Source organism: Agathobaculum sp. LCP25S3_E8, from assembly GCF_052117165.1.
Classification (GTDB): domain Bacteria; phylum Bacillota; class Clostridia; order Oscillospirales; family Butyricicoccaceae; genus Agathobaculum.
This window is the reverse complement of sequence record NZ_JBQKJR010000064.1, coordinates 1-16463: the sequence shown is the minus strand read 5'-3', so window position 1 is coordinate 16463 and position 16463 is coordinate 1. Positions and strand designations below refer to the sequence as shown.

Here is a 16463-nt window from a genome sequence, read left to right as displayed (position 1 = left end):
TGAACAGGCTCTGGATGTCCTCCATGCTGCCTATGTTCGCCATCTGCAGCAGTTCTCTGATTTTTTCCCGACGTGCGTTTTCTTCTGGGGTACGATTCTTTCTAGCCATTATAAAAATCCTCCAATGTGGTGCTCCTATTCTACACCACATCGGAGGTTTACACAAAGTTTGGGATGGCCTCTCACATTGATCTCGTTTCCACTTGTGAGTCTTAATGTACCAACACCCGTTTGGATAATCCGATGTTCCACTTCTTCTCTCGTAATGCCATTGAGAATGCTGGAATCAAATTGCTGACCCGGCTGCCAATCGGGATTTGCTTCTTTTACGATGCTATAAAACGCTCGATTATAGCACCGCTCATATTGCTCCAAAGTCCATGTTCCCGTGAGCCGATCGGATTTCTTTACACTTAACTGGTAACGGGTAAAAACAGCAGTTCGGTCTGTATCGCCGCTGCCCATGCCACGATCCCGGATATATTCTCGAAGAGCCGTGTCAAACATGTCCTGCCGTGCAGCCTCCGGTATTTCGATGATCTGCTGCCATGCGGACGGATCCTTTCCTGTCACATCCATACCTGCCACTCCATAGCAGTTCAAGGGATCTCCGTCCTCATCCAGCCGTCCCATGATATTTCGGATGGCAAGCTCATCATCGCCCTCATAAAGCTTCGCCATCTCATCTACAACGGAGGTATCCTTACCAAGCATTCTGAGCAATGCACGAAGTTCTTCCAACTTAGCTTTATACTTTTCCTGTGTCTCGGATTTTGTTGCTTTTCCTTGATCGATCATTGCTTTTGCAGCCTGATATCGTTTGCTTCCGGGATCAATCACACCGGTATAAGGCGTAAAGGGAACGGATGTTATCGGCATAAAAACTCACCTCCATTACTGCTCTTGCTAGCATAATCGACAAATATAAGAAAGAGTTAATGAGAATTTATATAAAAATGCATTTGCGAAAACAGCAGCAAAGAACAGATGGCTGATAGTACAGGGATTCGAATCTTCCTAAATCATACGTTTTACCGATATAGATAATTAAAGGCACAATGGTATGAGATACAGAAAAAGCCTAAAACCGCTAGCATAAAAAGGGTTTGAGGCATAAAAATAACCTCTACCTGAAATCAAACAAACGTCAGCCGTTTGTTTGATTTCAGGTAGAGGTGTTTAGATGGCGCAGCGGGTGGGATTCGAACCCACGTGCCGTTGCCGGCAAACTGATTTCGAGTCATTTGGAGTGCGGTTCCGGTAAGATTCGGTGAGTAACTTTAGTCCCCCTCGGAATCGCAAGCCACTTGCACTCGCCGCCAAAAACGCTCCCTACACAAAGCGTAGAAAAAGCGTAGAAATCACCTCGAGCGATACAATCAGAATAGCCCAAAAGTCCCGAAATATCAAGGGTTTTCCGGCTCGGAAGTCGAAATGACCTACTCGATTTCGAATCGTATGTACAAGGTGTTTTTAAGGGATTATGGGTATCCCTGGGAACCTGAAAAGCCCGATTCCGCAAGGGTTTTCCGGAATCTGCAGAGAGGTGAAAAAATGCTCAAAATCGCAAACTTTCCGCAAAGTGTAGAAAAAGCGTAGAAGTAAGGAAGGCGAATATGCCTTTAAGTAACTTTAGTTTCCGACTCCTCAAAGGGAGAAAATGTAGAAGGTTGCCTGCCATTGACACAGCTTATCAACCTTACATCCCAAGCGGAGGACTACACGATGGAAACAGATTACTCCTATCTCTATGAGAGTTACCCCGAGATAATCAGCGCCGACCAGTTATACCGTATCTGTCACATTAGCAAACGCAAAGCAAAATGGCTTCTCGACAGCGGTCGAATCCCTTGCCAAGACAGTGGAAAGAAAACACGGCGCTATAAAATCCGAACCGATGATGTAGTCAGCTACCTCCGGATGCTGGAAACAGCACCGGAAACGGTTGATGCTCCGGTCGGACTCTTTAATAGCAAAAGCAAGCGCATCAATCCCATCGCCCAAATCGACATCAATGACTTTCAGCACTTTCTCTACAGAATATGGGCAATGGAGCCGGATGCGCTGACACCAAAGGATATCCGGCCACTGATTGGATACAGTCCAAGCACAATTGGTCAGTGGATGGCTTGCCAGAAACTGCAGAATACAACGCTGCCAGACCGGACGCAGATCATAGCAAAAAAGTGGCTTGTGGAGTTCATTTCGGAATATACCATCCGGAATCCCAACAGGCTGTCCAATACCAATCGACAGATTGCAAGAAGGTACTTGGAAAAACAGTAAATCAGACGCCAATTTGACGGCCATACCAGGCCATCAGATTGGTGCTTTTTCATTTTCGAAACAGGCAAAAAGGAGGATAAATAAATGAGTATTAGCACAGAGGAAAAGGAAAGGTATTTCCAGGAAACCGCCATCGCTCTTCGGCGTGAAGGCTTCAGAATCAAACCGAGCGTCGGTGGAAGACTTGGAGTCTGGCTGGATGACCACCCCATCTGTGAGGTGGACCAGATCGGTGGTATCACCTACCGCAGCGATAATATCCCCACCCCAGAGTATGTTGCCGCAAAGGACAAAGCCTACAAGATCGTCTGCACCACCGCCGAGTATATGCGGCAGATGGAGCAGGCACCTCCTTTGAAGGCCAGTGGTTTGGAGGACAGCTACAAGGTGCTGGCAGACTTCAACGGCACCGTGCTTGCCGGAACCCACAGCAAGTACGGCGTCCAGTTCGTTACCTGGGACTGGGACTATGACCGCAAGGGCGTATGTTTCGGTCACTATTTCAACGGAAATTATGATAGTGCCAAGCAGGACTTTGCCACCCGTTCCAGGCTCATTTCTGAACAGCGGATTTTTAAGGATGAGCAGCTCATTGAAATCTACCGATGCTGTGCCGACACGCTGGACGCAGGTTTCGACCTGACCTACGAACAGGAAAAATGCATCAAGAGTGTCCAGGAGCAGATTGAGAACGGAATGCCCGATATCATGGACCGCATCAGAGAGCAGGATCAGCATACTGTGGAACCCTACAGCCAGGAACAGACCATATAACAACCAACGACAAGCGCCAGAGTTTTAGGAATAAGACTCCGGCGCTTTTTTTGTTTTAACCGAAAGACTAACTATTAAAAGTCAAGCTTGAATATACAGAATGCAAGAAACTGGAGACGGTTCAAAAAGGCATAGCAAAGCTGACGTCCGTTAGGACGCCTGACTGAGCTTTTATGAGAGTAAAAAAGTTACGCGACGCTGTTATAGGGCTGCCTGGACTTCTCTAAGGCATAGATTAACCGGACCAGCTTCTTGGCAGCATGAGAAAGCGCAACATTGTAGTGTTTTCCTTCTGCACGTTTCTTAGCGAGGTAGGCCCCGAAGGTTGGATCCCACAGGCAGACGTATTTGGTAGCATTGTAGAGAGCGTAGCGCAAATACCTGGAACCACGCTTTTCCATATGTGAGTATGCTCCAGATAGCGAGAGTTGCCCGGATTGGTAGGTGGACGGTGACATACCGGCATAAGCAAGAATCTTGTCTGGCGAGTCAAAACGAGAAAAGTCACCGATTTCAGCCAGGATCATAGCGCCCATACGGAAGCCGATTCCCGGGATGGTTGTAATGGGAGATTGCATTTCTTCCATTATGGCTTGGATGGCAACCTCAATGTCCTCAATCTCGGAATCCAGCTCTCGGATCAGGCGAATTGTGTGCTGTAGTTCAAGAGATTTAGCAGGCATATCAGAGCCAATGGAATACCTGGCGGTATCCCGGACTTTCACTGCCATATCCCGTCTGTAGCGCCCTTTAGACGCATCCTTCAAGAGAGCCTTTAGGTGAGTTAGATGCGCTGCAGCAATCTGTTTGGCACCAGGGAACTCGCTGAGAAGTGCGTAAACAGATACCATATGTAGAGAAGGAACCAGCTTTTCCAGTTCAGGAAACAGAATAGTCACCAAACGAGAGATTGAAGTTTTCAGTTTAGCGCGTTCCCTGACCTTGTCAAATCTGTATCTTGTGAGTGATTTTAATTCTTCGTTGTGGTATGCTGTGTCTGTGTAGGACTTGAGGTCCACATCAGACATGAGCATAGTTGCAATGGTTCGCGCATCGACTCGGTCTGTCTTCGTTTTTCGGAGGCTAAGGCTTTTTCGATAAAGGTTGGTGTGCAGCGGATTGATGACGTAGGTGGCCAGACCTTTGTCAAGCAAAAATCCGAGAATATTGTAGCTGTAATGTCCGGTAGCCTCAAGCCCTACTTTTATGTTGTCTGCTGGACGGGTACAGCGGAGAATAGTTTGCAGAAGCGTATCAAAGCCTTCTGCGTTGTTTGGGATGGTGAATACATCTGCCAGGACTCCGCCCTCCGAACTGAGGATAAAGCAATCATGCTTGTCCTTTGCAACGTCAATACCCACACAGATCATAACGATACCCCCGATATGTTTATTTGATGCTGGATCCACAGGACACTTTACTCTTGTAACCTTGTTCAACATAAACCGTCTGGCGGTATCTAACTGATTAACAATACCGTAAAGGACTGTGGTTGGAGCCTTTCTGGAACCGTCTGGCGGTAGGAGGCATGAACCAATCCACAGCATCCTTTACAGTGTAGCACAGCCCTTGGAGAGGGGCTCTAAAAACTACTACTCTATAATACAAGGAGTCTATCAACCATGACACGCTACTTTATGCGGGATACCCCTCTGTGCCAGATGGAACAGCAGATGATGACCCCACCCCACTTCAGGCCCAGAGGCCACGGCCTGTACCATCCCGGTTTCAGATATAAACCCAAGGATGTGGAATGCCCATACTGCACGGAATATGACCGTAAGCACCCCTGCCCTCTGAACCAATGCATCTGCCTGGAAGAACGGATCGAAGCAGGAGCCCTTGACCTGACCGAGTTTGTGCGGGACTGCTTCTGCTCTGAGATGGGGCCACAGCTCCAGCACCGCCTGCAGGAGCATTTCAGTCAACACTCCGTCAGCTTCTTCCTGGGCGATACCCATTGGAAACGCTGGAAGCACTGGCGCGACCGCTATTACCGAATGTCCGACCGCAACAAGGCGGCATTGTTCCTGCTCACCTCCTATGAGGACATCTGGCGCAGAGTCATCTGGTTGTTTGACAGCAGCGGATTTGACTTCCAGTCAGTCCGGCTCTCCGGCATCCAGCCGGAGCTGTACAGCGTCTATCAGGCGGCAAAGGCTATCTCCATTGGCAGCCGCAACATTACCACAGCCGATCTCGCATCCCCGGAACTGGTCACAGATGAGGCGTTCCAACTGATCATTTGCGCTCTGCTTCTGGCCAAGTACGGTGATGCGATTTTGAGTTTTGAAAGAAAGACAGGTGATATCAAACAATGATGGAAGCAGTATTGAGCAACGCCGATCACCCGGAATATGGTGTTGTGACCATTCCATTCCCTCTGGCACAGGATCAATATGATGACTGTATCGAACTGCTGGAGAAGCTGGGGATCGGTAATGCCACCAAGCGGGATTGCAAGGTCATGGAGATCAGCAGCGCATTTCCCGTCTTAAAGCGCGTGGAAATGCTCAAAGTCAACATTGATGAGTTGGACTATCTGGCCAAACGGCTGGACAGCTTTGATGTTGGCGAGGCGGCACAGTTTCAGGCAATGGCACACAAGCTGGAATTGTTTGAGCTGAAAGACCTCATCAACCTCACATTTTGCTGCCAGCAGGCCACCGTCATCACGGACTTCTCTGATTTGGAAGCCATTGGCCGTGACCACTACATGAACCTCCATGGTGGCTGTGCCAGTACGCAGGAACTGGAGGATCTGGACGGCGCTGAAACCGCCCGTTTGCTTATCGACAGCTGTGCCGGAGAGGTCACGCCTTATGGGGTGGTCTACAACAACGGCATGAAACTGGAGCAGCTCTATGATGGAAAGCACCTGCCCTGTTATCACTACGATGCAGATTTGCTGACTGTCGCCCTGACCTCCCGGCTGGAACCGGAGGACACCCCAAAGGTCACATGGCTGTACCTCCCTGCGTCCCATGAGCAGATCGACCATGCATGGCTTCGCTCCGGTATTGCGGACCCTGGAGATATGTGTTTTCGCTTCAGTGAAAGTACCTTCCCCACGGAGATCGATGCGGCTCTGGATTTTCAGCAGGAAAGCATTTATGAGCTGAACGATCTCGCATTGGCGGTAAGCAGGTTCTCTGAGAAGGAACAGAAAAAGCTGGGCGCTGTGGTGGAAATGGCCGAGCCGGAGTCCGCCAGCCAGATTCGTCATCTGGCGGAAAACCTGGATCAGTTCGAATTCGCTCCCGGCGCACACACTCCCGCAGAGTATGGCAGGTACATGATCCAGGAATCCGGCCACTTCGAGTATGACGAGAATCTGGAAGGATTCTACGACTATGAGAAGTACGGTATTCAGCGCATGGAGCAGGAATCCGGTATGTTCACCGACAGAGGTTATGTCTCTTACCACGGCACGATGAGTCTGGAGGAACTGATGATGGAAGATCCTGCCGAAGCCTATCAGGAGGAACAGGGCTTTCAGATGGGAGGCATGGCATGATACGGCTGAAACTCTCCAACAAAAGCGCAAATGAGGGTGTTGTCCTTGATTTGCCTGCTACTCCCGCCGAAGTGAGCGAAGCGTTCTCCTGGTTTGAGCGGATTGGTGTTGATCCTTCTGCTGTACGGATCGCTGGTGTGAACAGTCCCGTTCCTACCCTTGGACAGTATATCCTCCGTGCTGATATCCACGATCCTGAACAGATGAAAAAGCTGAATGAACTGGCTGAGGCCATCGAGCGGATGGATAACCGGGAGTGGGATATCTTCGCCGGTGCGCTGGATGCGGAAAGCATCAACGGTCTGGACGATGTTCTGAAAATCTCCAAGCGGCTGGGCGACTATATCATCCTGCCCAATGTCAAGACCGACACTGAACTGGGGCGCATTCTGGTGGATACCGGATACAAGAACTTTCCCGAAAATGTTCAGCCCTATCTGGACTACCGTGCCATCGGCGCAGAATATTACGCCGAAAACGGCGGCGCATACGGTCCCGGAGGATATGTCCGGCGAAAAAGCTCCTTGGAGCAGGGACAGGAACGGAGAAATGCCTTGATCACGCTCCATCTGGCTACCAAGCAGGCAGAATGCCGTCTTGTGCTTCCCGCGGAGGAAGAAGAACTGAACCAGGCCAAGGAGCGGCTGGGAATAGAGCATTTCACCCAGGCCACCATCACGAGGGTGGAATTCGGGAAGCCCTATATGGATGATTTGATCCCCAAGGACTGCATCTGTGTTGAGGATGCCAATGAGCTGGCGTTGGGCATTGAGGAGTTCTGGCAAAGGGACGGCGAGATGCTGAAGTTCCTGGCAGTCCTCTCCGTGGAACAGCCGGAAACCATATCGGATGCCCTCCGCTTTGCCATCAATCTGGATGACTACGAGCGTATCACCGAGGGTACCTACGAATACGGTCAATCCGTTCTGCGCCGGATCGGCGCCGATGATGAACTGATTGACACCATCGACGGGTATATGGACTTCGAGAAGTTCGGAGAAGATTCCATGGTGGAAGATGGCGTCCGGCAAACGGAATTCGGCCTTATCCGCCGGTGTAGCCACCCTTTTCCTGAAGAAACCCAAGCTATGCAGATGGGAGGAATGTGAATGAAGAAGAAAGTCATCATCACTCTGGCATCTTTGGCAGCGGCTGGCGCTGCTGTCGCAGGCTATCTCCACTTCTCCAGAAACGGAGCTTTTGGTCATAGCTATTTCCACTGAGCTGTGGTATGTTGTGTAGCCATACCATAAAAAAGAGGTGATAACCAATGCAGAAAAGCAAAACCGTACCCAATAACGTCAAGTTCGAGATCAGGCCCGCTTCTTCTGAGGAAGCGGGCCTTTTCTATGCGTTGCAGCCCGAGCAGGATGAGGCGCTGGGAGCCATCGGCCATGTCCGCATGGACTTTGGCCGCAGCGGCAGTGAGTTCTGGCATAGCTGGCATCCCCGTGGTCCGGCTGAACTGAATTCTCCGGAGTTCAAGGCGGAGCTCCAAGAAGTGGTGGACGAACTGCGGAAGGGTGTCCTCAAGAACTTCGCTGCCATGACCGGCTATTGCCGCGGACACGGCGGTGAGATCAGCGGCGGCTGGGTGCAAAACTACGGCTATATCGTGGAAACGGAGAACTACCGCTACTGCCTGCGGTGCAATCCTTCGCCGGGAGATTATCAGGCGTACCTGACCTGCTTTGACAAACAGGTGCAGGAAATGAACCAGACTGAGCAGCCTGATCGGGGCATGCAGATGGGAGGTATGTAAAATGTCTATCCCCAGAGAATGGCTGGAGTTTCTTCGGGAACAGTATCCCGCAGGCTCCAGAGTCAAGCTCAGAGAGATGAAAGGCCCCTACGCGCCGGTCCCTCCCGGCACCATGGGCACGCTGGACTACATCGATGACGCCGGAACATTTCACATGAAGTGGGACAACGGAAGAACGCTGGGACTGGTCATCGGTGAGGACAGCTTCACCGTAACGCCGCCTGAACCCACCACCATGAAGCTGTATATGCCCCTGACAGCAGACGCCTTCTACTACAACGAATACGGCGATATGGAGGACGAGAGCTATCCTCTGGATGGCCGGGAACTCCTGTCCCACCAAAGCGACATACTGGCGGCGCTGGTCAAGAATCGAATGCCGGAGGAAGCAGAACGCGGCATCATGCACTGGTATGGCCAAAACGACAGCGTCGACGACAAGGTCAAGTCCGTGGTATTCACCACAGAGGAACGGGATGGTCAGCTCTGGGGCGTGGCGGAATGCCGTGTGGTCGGTACGCTCACCCCGGAAGAACTGTCTACTCTGAAGGAGTATATCACCGGCCAGGCGTCGGATGGCTGGGGCGAGGGCTTTGAGCAGCGAGAGATCGACATCGGTGACGGCGACCTGTATGTCCACCTGTGGAACTGGGATAACAATTGGGACATCAAAACCGAGGAGGAATGCTTTGGCCCCAAGGTTGCGGAAGGACTGCCGGAGATGTGTTTCTCCACGCTGCTGACCACAGGTGATCTCATCTGCATCAAGCGGGGGGAAACAGGCTACTATCCCTCCGACTGGGACACCGGCGACAAAGAGCAGAATGTGGAGCTGGCGGACCAGCTGAACGAGCAGCTCGGTGTCACCATGTGGCAGCGGAAAGCCATGGAGGTCGGCAGTATGTGCGGCTGGGATGTCCCCGGTGCTGACCCCGCCAAGTATCTGGAGGACTATGATCCCCACCAGATGGGAGGGATGACCCTTGGATAAGGTATTCCGGGTTGAATTGTCCGGCGGCAAGAGCAGATACTGTGAGCTTGATCTCCCCGCGACCGATTATGAACTTCTGGATGCGCTTGAACGCCTTCAGATAAAGCCGGGTGATAAGCCCGGATGGGAGTTCATCGAGCATACGAGCTTCCAATTCCTCCATGTCCAGCTAACCAATGAATGTGACCTGTATCAGCTCAACGCTCTGGCGACCCGGCTTGGTCAGCTGGATAGCCGTGACAAAATTGCCTTCGAGGGTCTTTTCAATATGGAGGTCGACAAGAAATATGGTCCGATCTCCATCTCCACCATGATCGACCTTGCCTACAGCACCGATTGCTGCCATGTGGTCGAGGGCGTAACCACTGATGCCCAGCTTGGTGAGTTCTACGCAGAGAATGACTTCATGCCGGAGCTGAATGAACTGCCCGACAGTGTATTCCAACTGCTGGACTTTGACAAGCTGGGAGAAAAGATGCGCTTCGAGGATGGCGGCATTCTGGTCAATCGGGGCTATGTTGCCCAGCACACCGACCTGAAGCAGGTCTATGACACGCTGACCCTCATACCCAAGAAGCCGGACTATGCCTTCCGACTGCACATCGGAAGATACCCTTTTGAAACCAACGACCAACCGGAGAAGCTGGTACCTCTGACGCTTCCTGCCACACCGGACGAACTGGCTGACGCACTGAATGCCTGCGGTGCCGCATCCTGGGATGAGGTGGTCTTCCAGGCAGAAGACAGCGCCGTGCCGCACATTCTGGATGAGCTGGACTGTGACGGTATTCATGAACTGAACGAATTGGCTCAGGCCATCCAGTACCGGACAAAACGGTCTGAGTTGACCAAGCTGAAAGCTGTCCTCCATGCCTCCGACTGCCACAGCATCCACGCCGCCACCTATATCGCAGAGAATCTGGACGATTATCTGTACGAACCCGACCAGCACACACCGGAGGAAGTCGCCACGGAGGAGCTTCGCTTCATTGTGGATGAGCAGTCTTTGCCCTTACTGAAGAAACATGTTGACCTCTTCTACTATGGCAGAGATATCATCGCGGAAGCTAAGGATGGAATTGCGTCCATGCGTTCCAAACTGACCAACACCATCTTCCGTGATGAGATGAATCAAATCTATGTGCGAAAGGATATTGCGTACAAAGAATTGACCGAGGCGGCGCAGGAGGCCATGCGGGAACTCATCCGTGAGATGGAACACCACATCTGTGACAACCCGGTCATCGAGGAGAATATGCAGAGACTCGTGCAGGCGCTGGAAACCACTACCGGGAAAAAGCAGTACGGTTATCTGAAAAAGCCGCTGAAGCTGTTGGTGGATAGCATCGTGGACGAGTTGGCGAAGCTGCCGGAAGTGGCCGAGTGCTATGAGGTGTGGAATCAGATCCGGGAGGAACTGAACGGGTGCTACGGCAACAGCGTACCATGGGAGCGGCTGCCGCTCTCACAGCGGAAAGAGTTCCGCAAAATCAAGAACGACATTATCCGGGAGGCCGAGAACATTCGTCTCGGCCTCCTAACTTTTGAGGACGCGAAGATGCGGGATGATCCTGAACCGGAGAAACCGCATAACGAGCATCAGTCCTACCGCGTGTACGAACAGGTGCAGCGTTACCGTGCCGCCAAAGCGGTGCTTCAGGATATCTATGCGTTGGATGAGGAACACGCGGAAGCGGTCAAGGAGCTGGAGCAGCTTTGGTCAGAGGGATATACCGTTGCGGCACATCAGTTGGGTAAGTTTTATCGGGATGACCTCTCCACCTTGCGTGATCATGCGAAAGCGGAAATGTGGTTCCGGTTATCCGCAGAGGCTGGAAATGATTTTTCAGAATACGCACTCGGGAAATTACTCCTCAACCAAGAGCATACAGAAGAAGCAATGCAATGGCTGGGCAAGGCTGCGGACCACGGCAATCAATTCGCCCGGTACCGTCTTGGCAAAATCTATCTCACCGGCGAGTCCGTACCAAAGGATGTAGAGAAAGCGCTGGGATATCTGACCGCCTCCGCAGAACAAGGAAATCAGTTTGCCCAATACACCCTGGGTAAGCTGTACCTCCTGGGCCATGATGTGAAGCAGGATCGTGAGCAGGCCAAGGAATGGCTGACACGCTCCGCCGCCCAGGGCAACGAGTACGCGAAGTTTTTCCTTGACCGCTTCGACCAGTTCCGTGATCCATCCGTGATGCTGGCAGCGACCAAGCTGCTCCACCACATGGGCCGGATATTCCGGGACAATTCCGTGCCGCCCCGTAATCCAGCAGGTATGCGCATCGACTCTAAACGCCGCAGGCGTCTGACGGAAAAACGCATGGCTATGGGCCACAAGGCTGACGATCATGAGGAGCAGGTGCAGATTCAGCAGACCATGTAAAAGGAGGAAACCATGTCAAGCTATATTCATTTCACAGAAGAACAGAAGCAGCGTGCCGCCGCAGTGGACTTGGAGGAATTCCTCCGGTGCCGTGGAGAGAAGCTGATCACCTCTGGCAGAGAGAAGCGGCTGGCCAGCGACCACAGCGTTACCGTCCGAGGCAACGAGTGGTACGATCACGCCGAGGAGCGCGGCGGTCATGCCGTCAGCTTTGTCCAGAAGTTTTATGGCCTCAGCTATCCCGATGCTGTAACCATGCTCCTGGGCGGTGAGATGGGAACGGTCTATCCCCCTGCCGGAGAACGGGTGGAAGAGCCGCCCAAGCCTTTCGTGCTGCCACCTGCCAATAAGGATATGCGCCGGGTCTATGCCTATTTGGTCAAGCACCGGGGCATTGACCGGAGCGTGATCGCACACTTCGCCAGGGAGAAGTTCCTGTACGAAGATGCTGATTACCACAATGCCGTATTTGTTGGTACAGATGAGGAGGGCGTACCCCGTCATGCACACAAACGGAGTGCCAACAGCTACGGGAAAGCATTCCGGCTGAATGTGGAGGGCAGCGATCCCCGGCACAGCTTTCACCATATCGGCAAAGATGGGAGCCTCTATGTGTTCGAGGCTCCCATTGATATGCTCTCCTACATCACGCTCCATCCAGAGAACTGGCAGGAGCACAGCTATACGGCCTGCTGCGGTACATCCATTCAGCCTGTGCTGAAAATGCTGGAACGGGTGCCGCAGCTCGATACCGTTCTGCTCTGTCTGGACAATGACGAAGCTGGCCATCTGGCCAGCCAGCGTATGAAGGCGCAATTGGCAGAGCACTACACCGTGGAAAGGCTCATCCCAGAAAACAAGGACTGGAACGATGACCTGAGCGCAAGTAATGAGCAAAGAAATGAGGTGATGATACAGTGCCAGACTTTTGGATGAATTATATTGATACCATCCGGGCATCAAATGTAGCCATGCTCATTGGCATTGGTGGGATTATGGTATTGGTCATCGGTGGCCTTGCCATGCTGTCCCACCATTACACCCTCAATGGTATCAAGTCACGAACCGTTGGCGATGGTCAGCACGGAACTGCCCGGTGGGCCACCGACAAAGAGATCAAGCAGACCTATACCCATGTGCCGTTCAAGGTCAAGGAATGGCGAAAGGGCGGGACCCGTCCCACAGAGCAGGGACTGGTTTTGGGATGTAAGGGAAAGAAAGGTGAGCTGACTGCACTGGTAGACAGCGACGATATTCACTGCCTGATGATCGGGGCAAGCGGTATCGGAAAAACGGCCTACTTTCTCTATCCCAACCTCGAGTATGCCTGTGCCAGCGGCATGAGCTGGCTGGCGTTGGACAGTAAGGGCGATCTCGCCAGAAACTATGGAACGATAGCCCAGAAATACTACGGTTACAATGTCTCCGTCATCGACCTCCGTAATCCTACCCGGTCAGACGGTAATAATCTGCTGACACTGGTCAACCGCTATATGGATATTGCCCGGAACGACCCGAAGAATCTGGCAGCTCGTGCGAAGGCCGAGAAGTATGCGAAGATCCTCGCCAAAACCATTGTCAACCCGGATGGCGATGACAGCAATCATGGTCAGAACGCCTTCTTTTACGATGCCGCAGAGGGCCTTCTCACCTCGGTTATCCTGATGCTGGCCGAGTTCCTGCCGCCCGATGAAAAGCACCCCCAGGACCGCCGCCACATCGTCTCTGTGTTCAAGCTGATACAGGATCTTCTGGAACCCAGCAAAGTCAAGGGAAAGAGCCACTTCCAGCTTCTGATGGCGAAGCTCCCGTCTGACCACAAGGCCAAGTGGTTTGCCGGAGCTGCCCTCAACAGTGCGGAGCAGGCCATGGCCTCTGTCATGTCTACCGTGCTGTCCCGGCTTAACGCATTCCTGGATTCTGAGCTGGAACAGGTGCTGTGTTTTGACAGTGCCATCGATGCCGAGAAGTTTGCCACTGAGAAGACTGCTATCTTCCTCATCCTGCCGGAAGAAGATACCACCAAGAACTTCATGGCCGGACTCATGATCCAGAATTTAAGCCGGGAGCTGTTTGCTGTGGCAGACGAAAATGGCGGCAAGCTGAAGAATCGTGTGGTGCTGTTCTGTGACGAGTTCGGTACCATGCCGTCCTTTGATATCCTGCCCCTGTTCTCCGCAGGCCGTTCCCGCCGCCTGACGCTGGTACCCATCATCCAGTCCCTGGCGCAGCTTGAAAAGAATTACGGTCGTGAAGGCTGCGAAATCATTCAGGATAACTGCCAGGACACGATTTTCGGTGGCTTCGCGCCCAACAGCCAGACTGCGGAAACCCTCTCCAAAGCCCTCGGAAGCCGCACCGTCCTGTCCGGTTCTGTGAGCCGAGGCAAAAATGACCCCAGCCAGAGCCTGCAGATGATGGAGCGTGCGTTGCTGACACCGGATGAGCTGAAGTCCATCCCCAAGGGGAGCTTTATCGTCATGAAAACCGGCACCCATCCCATGCGTACCCGCCTACGGCTTTTCCTCGACTGGGGCATCACCTTTGAGGAGCCTTACACTGTGCCGGAGCGGGCCAATCGTACAGTCGCCTACGCCAACCGGGTGGACTTGGAACGGAATCTGCCTCAGTCCAGCAAGGCCGAGGAAATTGACGAGCGACGGGCCTATCCGGTATCCGGCCATGGCGGTATTGCTCATACACCTGCGCAGGAGAAGTCCAGAAAGAAAGGCAATCAGATGAAAACTTACGCAGAGGAGGATCTATGAGTTATTTCGGAACAATATATACCGACACTGAACTGCCTTCCAGAGCGCGGGCAGTTTATATGTATCTGCGCGACAGGTCCGATACTGAGGGCAAATGCTGGCCCGGTATCAAGACGATTGCGTCAGATATGAAGCTGTCCCGCTCCACAGTCAAGCGGGCACTGGCCGATCTGGAGAAGGCCGGATACCTGAAAAAACAGCCCCGCTATCGAGAGAACGGGAGCAGTACCTCCAATCTCTACTCAATCCAGTGACACAAGCGCAAAAACGCAGCCTCTCCGCCAAGGGGAGGCTGCGCCTATTTGATGAACCGAGGAGGGGTTCAAGATGAACCACCCAGAAGGACTCACTCTATCTGAGATTTAAATCAGAGAAAGAGACTTTATTCCAATCTATGAAACATCTCGCTTTCCAGATCCAGAATATCGTCGAGTGGGATCTTGGTGCCGTCGGTCAGGAGAAGGAGTCGCTGGTAGTCATCAACCTTCTTCACAATGCCGGTGACAGTGACATATGCGCCGCCCGATTTTCTTTCGTCTGGAATGAAGTAGGTTACGGACACTTCCGGATGATCAGCAAGGCACCCCACCAGAAGCTGTTGCTTCCTGTCCAGAGCGGCACGGCTGTCCTCCGACAGTTCAATACGTTGGTCGGTCAAGCGGCCCGTTTCCTTGATGGCGGCATCATACCCGGTGAGAGCCGCAAAGGGACTGAACTGAGCCGCACGGTCGATCATGGACATTCGCGGCCGGGTGGCCGAAACATGGTGCGGCAGATCAATGATATCGTTGTATTGATTATTGTTTAGATTGTTCATACCGCACTTCCTTCACCTCTGATTACAAGTCCAGATTGTCTACCCAAGACGAAACACTCTGGTAGGTCTGCTTTCCATTCAATAATCCACCCTCAATCAACTGGGTGGTATCGGACACACTGTTTTTCAGTTCCTCAACGGTATTACCAAAGCCGCTGCCGCCAGAGGTCGCAAACAGGACGATTTTCTTGCCGGAGAAATCGTAGCACTCCAGGAAGGTGTTGATGATAGTAGGTGCCACATACCACCAAATTGGGAAACCGACAAAGATAGTGTCGTAGTCCTCAATACGTGCATCTTTATCAGCTATGGCAGGACGGAATGTCTTGTCGTTCATCTCGATAGTGCTGCGGGAAGTCTTGACAGTCCAATCAAGATCTGCCTTGCTATATGGAGTCTCTGGCTTAATTTCGTAAATGTTTGCACCAATAGCATCCGCAAGGGTCTCAGCGACCTTGGCTGTAACACCGGATGCAGAAAAATATGCGACTAATTTCTTGCTCATATGTGTCTCCTCCATAGCTTTCTCTATTTTTTATTACCGAACAGCTACATCCTAATAATCTCAACCGCCAGGACGGTACCCTTCGGCGCATTCTGCGGCAATGCCGTTTTCATCAAATGGGATGAATAACAGTACCTCCTCTTGCTCAATAAAAGGAAATTTGGCTTTATCCCCAATGAGGCATAACAACTTGATAAACGAATGCAACCATAATAGATAAGCCAATTTCGATAGCATACTCTTTCGTTTTTCTTCGTAAGAGCAATACACCGATTATCCATGTAAGCACTTCCAAATAGTGATACACATAAAAGCCTTGGGTGATATTGAGATTAAATGCCTGTGCATGTGTTTGTCAAACGAAAATGTGAGCAAAAGGGCCCCAAAAAAGTGAGCACCTTCAGCACCAGATTTCATGTCGTGAGCAATGTTTTTCCCAAGTACCAAATGCTCACCTTTTGAGTACCCGGAAAGATGAGGGCCTTTTGCAAGAGTGAGTGCCCTGGGGGCCTAATGCTCGCATCGGTGCCAATAGGGGCTGGAGTAGTACCCTGTAAGTGCAGTCGCAAATTCCCCAAAAATCTGTTAAACTGAACGAACAGAGACGGAGGGGATCGCAATGAAACGTTACAGCAAAGAATTTAAGGA

15 protein-coding genes and 1 tRNA gene are annotated in these 16463 nt (G+C 51.9%); 11 read left to right on the top strand and 5 right to left on the bottom strand.

Going from position 1 to position 16463, the window contains the following annotated elements; translation table 11 throughout:
* Window positions 1-135: 135 nt before the first annotated feature.
* Together ACTQ34_RS15405 and ACTQ34_RS15400 are read right to left on the bottom strand one after the other, a co-directional pair.
* On the bottom strand, window positions 136-879 hold the full coding sequence (locus tag ACTQ34_RS15405; protein ID WP_441364567.1) for a DUF3879 family protein: 744 nt from the start codon (window positions 877-879) through the stop codon (window positions 136-138).
* Between the two features lie 305 nt (window positions 880-1184).
* A tRNA-Ser gene (locus tag ACTQ34_RS15400) sits at window positions 1185-1320 on the bottom strand.
* A 405-nt stretch (window positions 1321-1725) separates the two neighbouring features.
* Here ACTQ34_RS15400 and ACTQ34_RS15395 point away from each other — a divergent pair.
* Window positions 1726-2286 carry a helix-turn-helix domain-containing protein gene (locus ACTQ34_RS15395; protein ID WP_441364566.1) on the top strand — a complete coding sequence of 187 codons (561 nt, stop codon included), beginning with the start codon at window positions 1726-1728 and terminating at the stop codon, window positions 2284-2286.
* 84 nt (window positions 2287-2370) lie between these two features.
* Entirely contained in the window at window positions 2371-3060 is a 690-nt protein-coding gene (locus ACTQ34_RS15390) for a hypothetical protein (protein WP_441364565.1), read from the top strand.
* Between the two features lie 188 nt (window positions 3061-3248).
* Here ACTQ34_RS15390 and ACTQ34_RS15385 read toward each other — a convergent pair whose 3' ends face one another.
* Complete coding sequence (locus tag ACTQ34_RS15385; protein WP_441364564.1) at window positions 3249-4430, bottom strand: IS110 family transposase; 1182 nt, start codon at window positions 4428-4430, stop codon at window positions 3249-3251.
* A gap of 252 nt (window positions 4431-4682) precedes the next feature.
* Here ACTQ34_RS15385 and ACTQ34_RS15380 point away from each other — a divergent pair, with 252 nt between their 5' ends.
* The 9 genes from ACTQ34_RS15380 to ACTQ34_RS15340 all read left to right on the top strand — a co-directional run bounded on the left by ACTQ34_RS15380 (window position 4683) and on the right by ACTQ34_RS15340 (window position 14747).
* Window positions 4683-5381 (top strand): hypothetical protein, encoded by a 699-nt coding sequence (locus tag ACTQ34_RS15380; RefSeq protein WP_441364563.1) that lies wholly within the window; start codon window positions 4683-4685, stop codon window positions 5379-5381.
* Window positions 5378-6577 (top strand): antirestriction protein ArdA, encoded by a 1200-nt coding sequence (locus ACTQ34_RS15375; RefSeq protein ID WP_441364562.1) that lies wholly within the window; start codon window positions 5378-5380, stop codon window positions 6575-6577. Before ACTQ34_RS15380 ends, ACTQ34_RS15375 begins: the two co-directional genes overlap by 4 nt.
* Window positions 6574-7686, top strand: a complete 1113-nt coding sequence (locus ACTQ34_RS15370) for an antirestriction protein ArdA (RefSeq protein ID WP_441364561.1) — start codon at window positions 6574-6576, stop codon at window positions 7684-7686. The genes ACTQ34_RS15375 and ACTQ34_RS15370 overlap by 4 nt, the downstream gene beginning before the upstream one ends.
* A gap of 161 nt (window positions 7687-7847) precedes the next feature.
* On the top strand, window positions 7848-8339 hold the full coding sequence (locus ACTQ34_RS15365) for a hypothetical protein (RefSeq protein WP_441364560.1): 492 nt from the start codon (window positions 7848-7850) through the stop codon (window positions 8337-8339).
* Window position 8340: 1 nt separating this feature from the next.
* Window positions 8341-9330, top strand: coding sequence for a DUF4314 domain-containing protein (locus ACTQ34_RS15360; protein WP_441364559.1), 990 nt, complete (start codon window positions 8341-8343; stop codon window positions 9328-9330).
* Complete coding sequence (mobL, locus tag ACTQ34_RS15355) at window positions 9323-11725, top strand: relaxase MobL (RefSeq protein ID WP_441364558.1); 2403 nt, start codon at window positions 9323-9325, stop codon at window positions 11723-11725. Before ACTQ34_RS15360 ends, mobL begins: the two co-directional genes overlap by 8 nt.
* Before the next feature lie 12 nt (window positions 11726-11737).
* On the top strand, window positions 11738-12661 hold the full coding sequence (locus ACTQ34_RS15350) for a DUF3991 and toprim domain-containing protein (RefSeq protein ID WP_441364557.1): 924 nt from the start codon (window positions 11738-11740) through the stop codon (window positions 12659-12661).
* Window positions 12658-14493: a type IV secretory system conjugative DNA transfer family protein gene (locus tag ACTQ34_RS15345; protein WP_441364568.1), complete on the top strand. Its 1836-nt coding sequence runs from the start codon at window positions 12658-12660 to the stop codon at window positions 14491-14493. Before ACTQ34_RS15350 ends, ACTQ34_RS15345 begins: the two co-directional genes overlap by 4 nt.
* Window positions 14490-14747 (top strand): helix-turn-helix domain-containing protein, encoded by a 258-nt coding sequence (locus ACTQ34_RS15340; protein WP_441364556.1) that lies wholly within the window; start codon window positions 14490-14492, stop codon window positions 14745-14747. The genes ACTQ34_RS15345 and ACTQ34_RS15340 overlap by 4 nt, the downstream gene beginning before the upstream one ends.
* A 128-nt stretch (window positions 14748-14875) precedes the next feature.
* Here the strand turns inward: ACTQ34_RS15340 and ACTQ34_RS15335 are convergent, their stop codons facing one another.
* Both ACTQ34_RS15335 and ACTQ34_RS15330 read right to left on the bottom strand, forming a co-directional pair.
* On the bottom strand, window positions 14876-15310 hold the full coding sequence (locus tag ACTQ34_RS15335; protein WP_441364555.1) for a hypothetical protein: 435 nt from the start codon (window positions 15308-15310) through the stop codon (window positions 14876-14878).
* Between the two features lie 22 nt (window positions 15311-15332).
* Window positions 15333-15815 (bottom strand): flavodoxin, encoded by a 483-nt coding sequence (locus tag ACTQ34_RS15330; RefSeq protein ID WP_441364554.1) that lies wholly within the window; start codon window positions 15813-15815, stop codon window positions 15333-15335.
* Window positions 15816-16463 lie beyond the last annotated feature (648 nt).

Excerpts from the sequence above, each read along its gene's own strand:
- ACTQ34_RS15395 (WP_441364566.1), top strand. The coding sequence starts at position 1,726 with ATGGAAACAGATTACTCCTATCTCTATGAGAGTTACCCCGAGATAATC.
- ACTQ34_RS15350 (WP_441364557.1), top strand. The coding sequence starts at position 11,738 with ATGTCAAGCTATATTCATTTCACAGAAGAACAGAAGCAGCGTGCCGCC.
- ACTQ34_RS15340 (WP_441364556.1), top strand. The coding sequence starts at position 14,490 with ATGAGTTATTTCGGAACAATATATACCGACACTGAACTGCCTTCCAGA.
- ACTQ34_RS15345 (WP_441364568.1), top strand. The coding sequence starts at position 12,658 with ATGAATTATATTGATACCATCCGGGCATCAAATGTAGCCATGCTCATT.
- ACTQ34_RS15360 (WP_441364559.1), top strand. The coding sequence starts at position 8,341 with ATGTCTATCCCCAGAGAATGGCTGGAGTTTCTTCGGGAACAGTATCCC.
- ACTQ34_RS15385 (WP_441364564.1), bottom strand. The coding sequence starts at position 4,430 with ATGATCTGTGTGGGTATTGACGTTGCAAAGGACAAGCATGATTGCTTT.
- ACTQ34_RS15375 (WP_441364562.1), top strand. The coding sequence starts at position 5,378 with ATGATGGAAGCAGTATTGAGCAACGCCGATCACCCGGAATATGGTGTT.
- ACTQ34_RS15405 (WP_441364567.1), bottom strand. The coding sequence starts at position 879 with ATGCCGATAACATCCGTTCCCTTTACGCCTTATACCGGTGTGATTGAT.
- ACTQ34_RS15330 (WP_441364554.1), bottom strand. The coding sequence starts at position 15,815 with ATGAGCAAGAAATTAGTCGCATATTTTTCTGCATCCGGTGTTACAGCC.
- ACTQ34_RS15365 (WP_441364560.1), top strand. The coding sequence starts at position 7,848 with ATGCAGAAAAGCAAAACCGTACCCAATAACGTCAAGTTCGAGATCAGG.
- ACTQ34_RS15380 (WP_441364563.1), top strand. The coding sequence starts at position 4,683 with ATGACACGCTACTTTATGCGGGATACCCCTCTGTGCCAGATGGAACAG.
- ACTQ34_RS15390 (WP_441364565.1), top strand. The coding sequence starts at position 2,371 with ATGAGTATTAGCACAGAGGAAAAGGAAAGGTATTTCCAGGAAACCGCC.
- ACTQ34_RS15335 (WP_441364555.1), bottom strand. The coding sequence starts at position 15,310 with ATGAACAATCTAAACAATAATCAATACAACGATATCATTGATCTGCCG.
- ACTQ34_RS15370 (WP_441364561.1), top strand. The coding sequence starts at position 6,574 with ATGATACGGCTGAAACTCTCCAACAAAAGCGCAAATGAGGGTGTTGTC.